Source organism: Nocardioides sp. WS12, from assembly GCF_014108865.1.
Classification (GTDB): domain Bacteria; phylum Actinomycetota; class Actinomycetes; order Propionibacteriales; family Nocardioidaceae; genus Nocardioides.
On record NZ_CP053928.1, the window covers coordinates 600,364 to 612,405 of the forward strand.

The window sequence follows — 12,042 nt, forward strand, 5'->3', positions numbered from 1 at the left end:
CTGTCTCTGCCTTGAGTGCTGACTGCAGCACCTGCTTGGTTAACGCGGTCAACAGTTCGCCCCTGATGGTCAACGCGATCCCGCGATCACTGGCAGACGGCACCAGCTCCTGCGCGATCTGGGGTCTGGCGGGGTGCCGGCACCGCCGGTACTGCAGCCGACGGCCCTTCGTCCTCCGTGGACTCCATGACTCAAGCCGTGGCGTCACGCCGAGCCACTCACACAGTCTTCCAACAGACCCCTGACCGGGGTTGATCCGCCTGTCACGCAGTAGGGGTTGTCGTAAGAGTTCGAGACTGGAGAGTCCCGGGATCCACGCGCACATTACGGGAGGCTGAAGTCCTCGCTACAGCCCTTCGTGCCGGGGATGATGTAGTCATCGATCGGGGTGTTGAGGGGTGTGTCTTTCATGCCTTGAATACAGATGTTCCAGACTTGCCCTGGTTCGATCCGCCGTGGATCTCCGGCATCTATGAGCAGTCCGTTGAGGTACTCGGCGGGGTAGAGGCGCTCGATGACTTCGGGGTCGCCGGCATACCGGGGAACGCTGTACTCATACTGCACCGGACGCACTGCCGACACGTAGATCGAGTATCCGTGCAGTTCGGGATCGTCCACGATCGACCACCGAACGTCGACGGCACCGTCGCTGAGCAAGGAGACCTGTACGGGCGCCGTAGATCTGTTTTCGGTGGAGGTCGGCGGGTGGACGGGCGTCTCGACTGGGCCTGGAGTGTTGCTTGCGGGCGGGGTCTCAGTCTGCGGCGCAGGCGTGGAGGTTGCGGCGGGGTCCTGGTCGATTCTCGATGGGTCATTCACCCATGGAAAGCGCCATTCGTTCCAGCCGAGCCAGCCGACGAGAAGGGCGGCCACTGTTCCGACTAAGACTGGAACTAGCCAGTGCGGCTCACGTCGGCTACCCGGTCTAGTGGACGACATCAACACGCTCCCCTGTGTTGTATGTAGGCGAGCCTACGCAAGCCGCCTTGTTCGTGGCTCTCGCAGTGATGGGGCACGCATTGCCTGCGACCACGGGCGTTGGCGCGGCTTCGTCTCGCCGCGACCGTCTCTGTGGGGCCACGGCCTGAGGCCACGATCTCATGTGTCTGTGAGCCTGCATCGATTGTCGCCGCAACGTCGAGCTCAAGTGCCGTCTACACGTGCCTGATGGGTCGATGGGGCGATCGCACGCCTGATGACTAGTCGAGCAGACCGATCTACTTCTCTACCTGGCCTTCCACTCATCCTGCGCGGCCGGCGTCCCCTGCTCTCGCGGCGCTTGCGTGGCTGAGGGTCGCCTGTCGAGGTGACTCAGCCGGTGTGGCAAGCGGGCGCACAATGCGCGCAGCCATTGCTCTGTGGGTAGTAACCCTTGGCGGCCGAGACAGCGCTTTGGCAGGTGGCGTGGAGCCCAAGCGAGAGCTGATTCGACGCGTCCGGAAGGCATCTCTGGGCGATGCCCGCGGCGAGGTCATGGACTTCGTGGTCGCCGTTCGTTTGGGCGTTGCGGTTGACGCAGTAGTTGGGCATTGGAACTCTCCCCGGGTTGGTTTGCGGTGCCCGCGCATTCGAGGCAACGCGATTATGTCAGACATTGCCCGGTGGTGGGGCCACCTTCAGGGGCAATGTGGACAGGGCGAGAAGCCGTCCCTCGAACCTCATTGGCAACTCTAGACATCAAAATTGCCGTTCCAGTAGACGGGCCACCCCTTCGTAGTTCCTAAATGTGTCACACACATCTGTCCGGATGTGTCTGACACAAAAGGGGCTTCAAATGTTCGCGAAGAAGGTTGCTGTTCGTCTGGGCGCGCTGGTTCTTGTTGCGGTGACGGGTGTGGGCGTGGTGGGCGCTCAGACAGATGCCAGCGAAGGTTCGCTGCGCGCCAACTGGCCGTACTGCTGCTAGTGATGAACCGGGCCATCTTGGAGAAGGCGGCGCTTGGCGTAGTCCGGACCTAAGTGGCCGCCGATGGACGGTTCTGTCGGAATGAGGAAGGGGCGCCCGGCGTTCCGCCGTGCGCCCCTTCTGCATGCCCTCAACGGGCCGGGTTGCGTGCGCTATCCCCGCGGGAGCGTCGTGCCAACGCGCGTGGGGAGGCGCAGCCCGGTCGAGGCGCCGGCGCTGCGGAACGCTTGGAGGGCTCCCTCATGGTCGCCAACGTCGGCGAGCAAGTCAGCGAGCTCGAACCACAACTGCGCAGCATCGCGGTCGGCTCCCGCCGCTGTCAGGGCGTGTACTCCCGCCTGAAAATGCTGACGGGCGGTGTCGTGGTCGCCACGGGTAAAGGCCACGCGACCCTTGAGCACGTGGCTCTGTGCCTCGTGGGTGGGCGCTCCGGTCGGCTTGGTTTCCATGACCCTCTCAGCGGCTTCTTCCGCCGCCTCATGGTCGCCAAGCAGGAGGTGAGCTCGTCCGCGCAGCAGGTGGAGATAGGAGATGTCCCAGGCGGAAGCGCTGGACCAGTTCATTTCTCGCTCGAGGGTGGACAGGATCTCCAAGGTGGCCTCGGGTTCGGGTGGGTCCTGGAGTAGGTGCAGGTTTGCAACCGTTGAGCGGAGCCGCGCCAGATTGCGATGGTCGTCGCCCATCTCGAAAAGGGTGAGCGCCTTACGCGCGAGATCGATCGCGGCCTGGGTGGCGCCACGGCTGGCTTCGACGATGCTGGCGTTCCAGTACGCAGATGCCTTGCCGACTAGTGACTCGTGCTTCTCGGCCGCCTCGAGCGCTCGCATGCAGACCCGCATTGCTTGGTCGGTGTCACCCTGAGCGTGGTAGGCCCCTGCAGTGGTGACGGTGAGTTGGATGGCCTCAGTGAGCCCGTCGATTCCGAGATCCTCGATCATCTTGCGTGCCTGTTCCCCGACTCCGATGGCCCTTGGGAAGTCGCCGCTCTCTCGGTAGCAGCGGCTCAGTGCGATCAGAGCTTTAAGCCATGACGCGTCGGGGGAAGGGTTCGCCGTCAGGTCCTCAAGTAGCAGAATCGCTCCATCAAGGTCTCCGGTGTTCTCTAATGCGCCGGCGCGAACTTGGCGAGCGGCGCGCAACAAACTGGGGACGCTCTCAAGTGCCGGATCGGCGACTAGCACGTCGACCGCTTGCAGCGCTGCGGTTCCTTCACCCGACGCAAGGGACAGCTCGGCGTAGTCGAGAGCGAGACGCAGTTCGTTTACCTTGTCGCGCGAAACATCCAGAAGCAGGTCCTCCAACGTGACACCCATCCGGGTAGCCATTCGCTCCAGGAGCCCCGCCTCGGGGCGACGCTGCCCGTCCTCGATCCGCGACAGGTATGCGGCAGTAATGTCGTCTGCGGCCACTTGCGCCTGTGTCATTCCTGCCGCGACCCGGGCAGTGCGAAGGCGTCGCCCAAGTTCGGCCGGATCGATGGTGCGGCTCAGCTCAGCCAAGGTGAGATCCATGTGCCCCATTGTGCCTTGATCTGGCAATCCCCGCGGCAGCCCACGGCCTCCGGCGGGAAATATGCCGTCGTCTCAGGCCGTGGAGAGCTTCGTGAGGTGATCGATTGTAGTGCGACGTTCGGCGATGTCGATCAGGGTGTGAGCGACCTTGGCCAGTTCGATGGCCGCCGGAGTGGCGCCGTTGGCAGCGGACTCGGAGATGCTGGCGCGCCAATAGGACGTTGCACTGCTCAGCTGGGAACCGTCGCCAACTAGGCCGTCCAGTACCTCGCGGCAAATGACCGCTGCTGCGTCCTGGTCTCCGCGCCTTAGGAGAGCCTCGGCGCGAACCGCTGCAATTTGGAGCGTCTCGCCAAGTCCGCCGATGCCAAGTCTGGCCGCCATCCGTTGGGCTAGGTCTCCGGTCGCTACGGCTTTGGTGAGTTGATCTCGCTCGCAATAGCAGCGACACAGGGTGATCAATGCCCGCAAGGTATTCATGTCCGGTGATAGGTCTTCGGTGAGTGCCTCAAGTATTGCGACAGCCGACTCGAGGTCGCCGACCGCGCGCTGCGCCTCGGCCTTGATACGCATGGCCTCAGCAAGAAGCGCTGGATCTCCGAACCGTTCAAGCCGGGCTGCCGCGGTGGTGGCCTCGGCTAGGGCATCCGCGGTTTCGCCTAGGACAAGGCTGACAGCCGCATGTTCGACCTGGAGTTCGAGTTGACGGGCTTCGGTCGTGGCAAACCCCATCAACAGTTGGTGGAGTGTGGTGTTCATCCGTGCCGCCATCCGTCCCAAGAGGTGTGCGGCCGGCCGCCGTTGCCCATCCTCGATGCGCGAGATGTAGGCAGCTGACACTTCACCTCCGGCGAGCTGTGCCTGGGTCATGCCGGCCGCTACGCGCGCTGCACGAATGCGTCGCCCAAGTTCGGCCGCATCGATTGAGCGACTGAGTTCGGCCAGTCGAACGTCCATTCACTGAGTATCCATGACCGACCAGGTAAAGTCACGACGCGACAACTCCCGTAGTCATTATTTGACAACCTGCGGGTTGGATTCCCGACTCTTGCGTGTTGCTCGGAGCGCGAACATTCCGACGCAAAGCACCTCGATTCAGGGTCGCGCCCAGGGAGTCCAGGCGCTTGCCTGGAGGACGTATTTAGACAGATCAAGGCAGATTTTGCTTGACGCCACATGTCCGCGTTCGTACAGTCTGCCCATGACCTCAGAAAAGCGTGTTGCCAAGAAACTTGCGGGCCTTGTCGGAGCGACGGCTGTAGCGAGTATGGGCCTGGTGATGGTCGGCCTGACCGCCGACGCAGCCAGTGCCACCACATGCACCGACAATCGTGCCTGCCTGTGGGAGGACTACGACTTCATGACCAACGGAGTGCAGGCCAATCGCTTCCAGTTCCAGATGTGGGCGCCCCGCCTCAGCCAGCACTACTACAGCGGCACGTCGCTGACGGTGAACGACAAGTCAAGTTCGGCACACAACAACGACAACACGCGAACCGCCTACTTCTACATGGACCCCGACTGCACCGGTTATTGGTTCCAGAAGCCGCCAAACAGCACCGATACCAACTTCAACAACGGGAGCCCCGGCCCTCAGAACTTCAACGACGAGCTCAGCGCGGTGGCATTCGGCAGCTACCTCGACGAGTGCAAGGCCTGACGGACTGGGTTCGCCCGCGATGTGCCTCACTCCTGGCGAACCGCAGTGGACGGACGCCAGGAGTGATGCGCGCCGAAGGTCATCGGGGGCGCTCGCTAGGCTCCCGACCGCGGTGCCAGACAGACTCTCGGACGTTGACACCGGCGGTAGCACAAGGCCAGGAGGCTCCTAGTGCGTAGATCAACTTTGGCTGCGGTCGCAGCAATTGCGTGTCTTGTCTCGGCATGTGGGGACAACGCTCCGGCGAACGACGGTTCCCTTCCGAAGTTCGAGGAGAACATTGACACTTGGTCGCTGCCGCTCGACGCCTACATTCCCGACCCTGTCACCTTGGAATACGCGGTCAACGCTTCTATCGCGACCTGCATGCAGGAGCTCGGGCTTAAGTTCACCCTGATCGACCCGCGTCGGACGGTACCTGCCGCGTACAGCAGTCGACTGCGCTACCTCTTCAACCTCGAGAATGCCCAGAAGTACGGCTATCGGGCCGACAAGCCTGGCCAGACCTCCAACGCAGTCTCGCACGGTGCCCCGGGTCAAGAAGCCAAGGTCGAGCAGTGCTCGCTGAAGGCAGGGCGCGAACTTGATACGTCCAACCCGTTGCTGAGCTTGGCGCAAGGGTTCGGAGGCCAGGCGTATGAGCAGGCGAAGGAGTCAAACGCACTCGTCGAGCCGTCAGCCAAGTGGCGTGAATGCATGCTTCCGCTAGGAGTTCCAGATTTGCCGGAGTCTCCTGTCGAAGGATCAATGCCGACTGACTCGCAAAGGGTCCGCTTTGGGACATCCGATCGGATGAAGGCCTACAAAGTTCCGATCTCGGCACTTGAGGTAAAGGAGGCAGTCGCCGACGCGAAATGCAGGGACGAATCTCGTTTCACTCGGACCCTCTATCGCGAAGAAGTGCGGTTTGAACTCGAAGCGATCCGCGACCACCAAGGCGACCTAGACAAGGCGCTGGAGTATGCCCAAGAGGTTGAGGAGAAGGGTTCCGATGCTATCCGCGAAGCTGGAGGCACTGGTTCCTAGTGAGTGAGCAGTCGCGTTCGCATCGGGGCGGCCGGGCGCTGCGCGTCGGCGTCGTCATGTTGGCCATGGTCCTGCTCCTTGTCGCCGGTTGGGTGCTAGCGCGACAGTTTGAGTCGCCGGCACAACGAGAGGCCAGGGCGAAACCACCGAAACCGGGCCAAGTCTTCGAGAAGGTAAACCGGGGCCCCCTAGAGGATTTGGCTAGTGGGTCCGGCAAGGTGGAGTTCACCAAGACCGACGAACTGACGCTCGCGACTGTTCCCGCGAATGCTGTCGTAACCAACGCCCCGACGCGGCGATTTCAGCCGATGAGTAGCGGCAGCATCGTGACTGAGATCAACGGACGGCCACTCCTGGTCTTCTCAGGAAGGTTCGCGTTCTACCGAGACCTACGCCTAGGCGACAAGGGGCCAGACGTTCGCCAACTCCAAGAAGGGTTGCAGTCTGCAGGCTATTCCCTGTCCGATGACGGGGACTTCGGTGCGACCACCCTCCGAGCACTGGAGCGGCTGTACGCAGCGCATGGCTACGCCGTTCAGGCCAAGACGATTCCCTTGTCGGAGATGGTCGTCAATGACCGGCTTCCTGGTCGGATTGTTTCGGTACCCAAGGTCGGTTCCCATCCTGTAGCCGGAGAACCCTTGGCGAAACTCAGCACGGGCGAGCTGCGAGTGGTTGTGCACGTAGACGGACCCGTTGCTGCCAGGCTTGAGAAGCGTATGGCTGCCTCGGTAACGGCTGGGGTCGGTAGCCGGCCAGTACGCGGCACTGTCGAGTCGATCCGCAACGGATCGGATGGACTTTCAGTCGTCATTGTCTCAACGACGCGGAAACTGCCGGATCGGCTTGCAGGAGAGGCGGCCGTTGCACAGTTCACTTTGTCCCGAGTTGCCTCGGATGCGCTGCTGGTTCCAAGTCGCGCGGTTGCGCGAGACGCATCCGGACAAACCAGCGTGATCGTCCGAACCGGGAGCGAGCTCCGACAGGTGCAAGTGACGGTGATCGGCGAGCAAACCGGGGTGAGTGCCCTGAGCGTCGACCACACCGAACTGAGCGCCGGCGACGATGTCCTTATCAAGTAGCTCCAGCACCGCGCCGACCGAAGAGGCGAGGTCTGGATCAGCCCAAATCGTGCTGCGAGATCTTGGAAAGAGCTTCCCCGGCCCGCCCACGGTCGAGGTGCTCCGCGGTGTCGATCTTGAAATTCGCCAAGGCGAATTCGTTGCGATCGTCGGCCCATCAGGGAGCGGGAAGTCGACGCTACTGAACGTCATCGCCCTTCTGGACATCGCGACCAACGGGTCCTACTGGTTCGAGGGTCGTCCTGCTCCTATTGCCGAACGACAACGTGCCAGGTCACGGGCGACCAGCTTTGGGTTCGTCTTTCAAAGCTTCCATCTCATGGCGCGGCGAACGGCACTGGAAAACGTCGAGACCGGTCTTCTGTATACGGGAGTTCGCCGGGACGAAAGGCGACAACGGGCTCGAGAGGCATTGGCCGCCGTCGGACTTGAACACCGCATGTTCGCCCGCTGCGAAACGATGTCAGGAGGAGAACGCCAGCGAGTTGCGATTGCACGAGCCATGATTGGGCGGCCGGCAATCCTGATCGCTGACGAGCCGACAGGCAACTTGGACTCGGCTGCCAGCGAACAGGTCGTCGCCAACCTGAAGAGCGCGCACGCCGCCGGGACAACGGTGGTCATGGTCACTCACGACGACCACCTCGCCGCAACAGTGCCAAGAACTATTCAATTGCGCGACGGCAAGGTCGTCGCCGATCGCTCTCTTGCTGCCCTGCATTCCGGAGACCGCCCTACGACGCATCTGCGGACTGGCCACCCCATACCGGGTCGGGCCCGCGTCTTTGACCTCGTACGTGATGCCGTTCGCGGCCAACTCTCACGTCCGGGACGCACGGCTGGTCTGGTTGCAGCCGTGACTCTCGCCGTGGCGCTAGTAGTCATCACACTGGGCTTGTCAGCCAGTGCCAGAGCACAGGTTGGCTCTACGTTCGACGCACGCCTCAATCGATCCGTCTCCGCCACATATCCCAGCGGCACGCTGGCGAGCTTGAGCATCGCGCAAGCCTCGCAGTTCGAAAATGAACTTGAGGACTTGGCCGGCGTCGAGTCGGCCGGAGTAGTTCTCGAACTTGATACCGGAGTGCTCCGCAACGGGAGTGGTGCAGCCGACAGCATCGTCCAAGCCATTTCACCCTCACTACTGGACGCTGCAGGAGCCTCGGTTCGCTGGGCGCCGGGCGTGACTTCTCTAACGCCCCGGACAGTTGTGCTCGGCTCAATCTTGGCGGACCAACTTGATCTCGGACCGCTGAGCTTGGCTCCCGTGGTCATGGTTCGCGGAATCGACTTCCAAGTGGTCGGCATCGTTGACGACGGAGGACGAAACCCACAACTGGCGGGTCGGATCAGCATGTCCTTCACCGACATTGATGGATTCGGTGAAATCTCTGCAGCACAGATCTTCGTTCGCACCCAGGCCGGTGCCGCCCGACAGGTAGGTGACCAAGCCAGACTGGTTCTCCTTCCTCAGGCCCCCGAGTCGTTAGAGGTGGAGATCCCGCCAGATCCCGTTGCTCTCCGCGAGGACATTGAGGACAGTGTGAGGAGCGCGTTGCTCGCTCTGTCAGCGCTAACGGCCCTAATGTCGATTCTAGGAGTCGCGAATGCACTCATGCTGTCGGTCGTGGAGCGCATCGGCGAGATTGGGCTACGACGGGCGCTCGGCGCAGGGAGGCGGCAGATCCTCATCCTCTCCACATCCGAGGCGGCCACGGTAGGAGTTCTCGGAGGCGTCAGCGGACTGTTCGTAGGCTGCGCAGCCATCATCGGTGTGACCGTTGTAAGGGGCTGGCAGCCTGTGTTTGATCCCCGACTTGGGATCGTCGCACTTGGATGTGGAGTGTTGGTGGGGGTTCTTGGCGGTATCCCGGCGGCATTGAAGGCGGCCCGGATCCAACCATCCGATGCACTCCGCCGCTAGTTGGGATGCCGGGCGCGTTGGTCAACCGGTTGAGCGGTGGCTTGCGCCTAGACGGAGTGGACTCGGTGTCGACTGTAGAAGACGGAGCCAGTCCGGGAGGGCTGCGCGGCGCTCGGCCTGTGCACTGTAGAACCCGGACGTATGCCCAGCCACACCTTGAGGTGCGGTGGAATCTCTCGATCTGCATTGGTCCGCGAGCGGTGAGGTAAGGGCTGGGGTTGGCCTGACCAACGGTGGCGTCAGCGAAGGTGCTGCCGACGGGGTGGAGGTGGCCTAGTGGCGAGCAGCATTAGCAAGGCGAAGAAGCGACGCGAACGAGTACCCGAGCATCTGACTTCTCATCGGCGTTGAAGGCACTGCGGGTCATCGAAGCAGGCGCACCGTTGGGATCATGCTTGTGATGCCGGCTGGGCCCACCAGAAGTACCTCGCGGCGGTCCTCGATCGTGAAGTTGCGCCTGTAGCGCAGCGGTTGCCCGGCTGCGGATCAGTGCAGCGGTGCCGCAGCGGGACCAGCCTGGGAGACCGGAGCGATGCGATCGGGAGCGGGTCATCCTGCAGGCGCCATCGCATAAGGCGCGGACTCGAGCGTCATTGGAGGTAGTAAGACCACCCAGCCCGCATTTATCAAAACGGCTGAACTTGGCAGAGTCCACTGCCGTAGACACTACGGCAGGGGACGCCGCCACTCTTGCCGCTTGCCGTCGGGGGTGGTTCGCCACGAGACCACGAGCTCAGGTGTGCCGGTCTGCATTGACCCGATCGCGAGGAACTCGACGGCCTCGCCCATCCGTATGGTCTTCGGTGTCTCAGGGCCGTCGAACCTCACGGCGTTGTCGGAATGCAGCTCAACGTTGTAGGCCGTGGCCCGGCCGAGGTTCTTGAGAATGTGTCGGCGGCCGCTCGTCTTGTCGACCGTCCAGTGCACCACGGGTGGGCTCGGTTCGCCGCTTGGCATCGGACCAGCCCAGGGGCCGCTCCCTCGGGTCTCGTACCCAGGCCCCGGTCGTGAGCCTCCCCGGCTCCATTGCCGTTGATCAAGCTTCTCCTGGCGAGACATGGACTCGGCCCACTGGTTGGCCATCGTCTCGAGGGCAGCAGCCGATCGCTCCGCTGCAGCAGCGGACTTTGAGGCGGCGGTGTCGGCTTCGGCGGTTCGCTTGGCGCTACGCCGGGCGGCAACCTCGCCCCTCATGGTCGTTGCGACCGAGAGGCAGAGTGCTCCCAGTGCGATGAGATTCGCAGTGGTCTCGGGTTCCATCTGGTCAGTTGTACCTCGCAAGTCAGTTGTTGAACGCGATGTCAGTTCTCCTGATGTCAGTCTGGGGTACTGCAAGGGCTCGCAGTTGGAGTTGCGGTCGTATTGCCCGATGGACTGCCGATGGACGGGCTCGGGGTCTCTGCCGGCACAGCCGCGGTCGGCATGGCAGCGCTCGGAGTCGCCGACTCAGAAGGCCCTGTCTCTGCGTCGGTGGGACTGGCCGACTTTGTCGAGGCGGTGGGTTCATCGCATTGTCGCGGAGGTAGCGAGGGCAAGTCGGTTGGTGCAGGTGTGGGCTCGGCGGTGAACGGGCTCATCAACCAAGAGTCGGAGAATGGTTGCCAATGGTGGTGCGTTGTGGCCTGTCCGGTTCGCTCGGGATTGGTGTTGACGTTGATGGGCACGGCGCTCGGATGGTTCGAGGCGCCGTTCAGCTCTGCGTGTCGTTGGTAGGCCGCGTTGGCTTGGGCGACAAGTTCAACGAACCCCGGATGAGGGTTGAGCCGCTCAATCGCGTTGGTGCGCTGTGACGGATCCTTGAGGTTGGTGCCAAAACTGCAGAGAAGAATCGCTGTTGCCAATGCGGCATCGTCGATGTCCTGGGCGTTCCGGACGCCGTCATTGTCGGCGTCGACGGTAACCATGCTCCAGAGTGTCGGTGCCAGATGCATGGGTCCCACGACTCGATCGTTGATCAGGTCGCCGTCGAGTACGCCGCCGTCGCTGTCTGCGACCAACCGGGAGCCCCTGTCGACCAGCGCCGGACCGATGATCCTCGGCCTCGCCTGTCCAGCGCCATTGAGACGGGTCAGCCATCGTCGACCGTGATTGCTGACGACAACGCCGATCGCGGCGACTGTCGTCCACTCAACGTCGCAGTCAGCGTCGGCCTCCGCCATGATCGCCTCCGATCGTTGGTAGGCGGCGAGTGCGGGACCGGGGATCACCGGTGAGTCCTGAATACGAGCAACGTGTCGAGAGGCACGCCTCTCGACCGGGAAGCTCACCGCGCTCTGGAGAACCTCAATGGGCACTGCGGCGGGCAATTCGACTGGTGCAGGGCTCGATGCGGACGGTGGATCCGAAGGTGGTGTTGACGCCTCCGATCCTCCGCCGGTAAGCGCCACGGAACTGGCCGCAATTGCAGTGGCGGTGAGTGCAAACGAACCGACGAGAGCGAACGCAACCGATCGCCCGACGACGATTGTTCGTGCATGCGTACGGCGATGCCGCTCCCCAGCGTCGCCCATCGCTCGCTCCTTCGGATCCTGCTAGATCGTTTCTGACAGCGGCGCCGGCGCCAGTTGCCTTAGACGCAGGCGGCCAGCTCGTCGGCCAGTGCGGTCAGCACCTTCGCGTCTTCTTTGGTCCGTGCGACTGGTTGTCGGCCCGCGCGGACGTCGTCGAGTGCGCTGTCTGAAAGGTCTGATTCCAGATATGCCTCAGCGCGGCATCGCGCCTGGTCCTCGGTGACGGGCACCGCCAATGGGTTGGTCGATCCCGTGTATTGATCGGCCACCTTCGCGACGTCAGCTGGATCTGCTCCTGAGCAGCCTGCGAGCACAAGCAGGGTGAATCCGAAGAGGCCCGCTGCTACGAGATGCCGGTGATGCTGACGTGGATTCACGGCTACTCCCTCGAGATCTGGCCGGGTAACGCCATCGTTGGCACCG

Annotated in this window: 11 protein-coding genes; 5 read left to right on the forward strand and 6 right to left on the reverse strand. The window is 62.8% G+C overall.

The genetic code is table 11. The features are described 5' to 3' along the window. Window positions 1-324: 324 nt before the first annotated feature. Complete coding sequence (locus HRC28_RS02730) at window positions 325-873, reverse strand: hypothetical protein (protein WP_182378665.1); 549 nt, start codon at window positions 871-873, stop codon at window positions 325-327. A gap of 901 nt (window positions 874-1,774) precedes the next feature. On the opposite strand from HRC28_RS02730, the gene HRC28_RS25550 reads away from it, so the two are divergent. Continuing rightward, window positions 1,775-1,906 (forward strand): hypothetical protein, encoded by a 132-nt coding sequence (locus tag HRC28_RS25550; RefSeq protein WP_272902661.1) that lies wholly within the window; start codon window positions 1,775-1,777, stop codon window positions 1,904-1,906. A gap of 152 nt (window positions 1,907-2,058) precedes the next feature. Here HRC28_RS25550 and HRC28_RS02735 read toward each other — a convergent pair whose 3' ends face one another. Together HRC28_RS02735 and HRC28_RS02740 are read right to left on the reverse strand one after the other, a co-directional pair. After that, window positions 2,059-3,417, reverse strand: a complete 1,359-nt coding sequence (locus tag HRC28_RS02735) for a tetratricopeptide repeat protein (protein WP_182378666.1) — start codon at window positions 3,415-3,417, stop codon at window positions 2,059-2,061. A 72-nt stretch (window positions 3,418-3,489) separates the two neighbouring features. Next, window positions 3,490-4,374, reverse strand: coding sequence for a helix-turn-helix transcriptional regulator (locus HRC28_RS02740; protein WP_182378667.1), 885 nt, complete (start codon window positions 4,372-4,374; stop codon window positions 3,490-3,492). 244 nt (window positions 4,375-4,618) lie between these two features. Between HRC28_RS02740 and HRC28_RS02745 the strand changes: the two genes are divergently transcribed. From HRC28_RS02745 to HRC28_RS25555, 4 genes are all read left to right on the forward strand, one after another. After that, window positions 4,619-5,077, forward strand: coding sequence for a peptidase inhibitor family I36 protein (locus HRC28_RS02745; RefSeq protein ID WP_182378668.1), 459 nt, complete (start codon window positions 4,619-4,621; stop codon window positions 5,075-5,077). Between the two features lie 171 nt (window positions 5,078-5,248). Beyond that, complete coding sequence (locus HRC28_RS02750; protein WP_182378669.1) at window positions 5,249-6,103, forward strand: hypothetical protein; 855 nt, start codon at window positions 5,249-5,251, stop codon at window positions 6,101-6,103. Between the two features lie 218 nt (window positions 6,104-6,321). Beyond that, window positions 6,322-7,185 carry a peptidoglycan-binding domain-containing protein gene (locus HRC28_RS02755; RefSeq protein ID WP_182378670.1) on the forward strand — a complete coding sequence of 288 codons (864 nt, stop codon included), beginning with the start codon at window positions 6,322-6,324 and terminating at the stop codon, window positions 7,183-7,185. A 49-nt stretch (window positions 7,186-7,234) separates the two neighbouring features. After that, complete coding sequence (locus tag HRC28_RS25555) at window positions 7,235-9,109, forward strand: ABC transporter ATP-binding protein/permease (RefSeq protein ID WP_182378671.1); 1,875 nt, start codon at window positions 7,235-7,237, stop codon at window positions 9,107-9,109. A gap of 666 nt (window positions 9,110-9,775) precedes the next feature. Here the strand turns inward: HRC28_RS25555 and HRC28_RS02765 are convergent. From HRC28_RS02765 to HRC28_RS02775, 3 genes are all read right to left on the reverse strand, one after another. Next, entirely contained in the window at window positions 9,776-10,369 is a 594-nt protein-coding gene (locus tag HRC28_RS02765; RefSeq protein WP_182378672.1) for a hypothetical protein, read from the reverse strand. A gap of 56 nt (window positions 10,370-10,425) precedes the next feature. After that, window positions 10,426-11,316, reverse strand: a complete 891-nt coding sequence (locus HRC28_RS02770; protein WP_182378673.1) for a hypothetical protein — start codon at window positions 11,314-11,316, stop codon at window positions 10,426-10,428. 362 nt (window positions 11,317-11,678) lie between these two features. After that, window positions 11,679-11,996, reverse strand: a complete 318-nt coding sequence (locus tag HRC28_RS02775) for a hypothetical protein (RefSeq protein WP_182378674.1) — start codon at window positions 11,994-11,996, stop codon at window positions 11,679-11,681. Window positions 11,997-12,042 lie beyond the last annotated feature (46 nt).

Bases quoted from the DNA above. Each gene is read 5' to 3' on its own strand.
- HRC28_RS25550 (WP_272902661.1), top strand. From the start codon at position 1,775: ATGTTCGCGAAGAAGGTTGCTGTTCGTCTGGGCGCGCTGGTTCTTGTT.
- HRC28_RS02735 (WP_182378666.1), bottom strand. From the start codon at position 3,417: ATGGATCTCACCTTGGCTGAGCTGAGCCGCACCATCGATCCGGCCGAA.
- HRC28_RS02740 (WP_182378667.1), bottom strand. From the start codon at position 4,374: ATGGACGTTCGACTGGCCGAACTCAGTCGCTCAATCGATGCGGCCGAA.
- HRC28_RS02745 (WP_182378668.1), top strand. From the start codon at position 4,619: ATGACCTCAGAAAAGCGTGTTGCCAAGAAACTTGCGGGCCTTGTCGGA.
- HRC28_RS02765 (WP_182378672.1), bottom strand. From the start codon at position 10,369: ATGGAACCCGAGACCACTGCGAATCTCATCGCACTGGGAGCACTCTGC.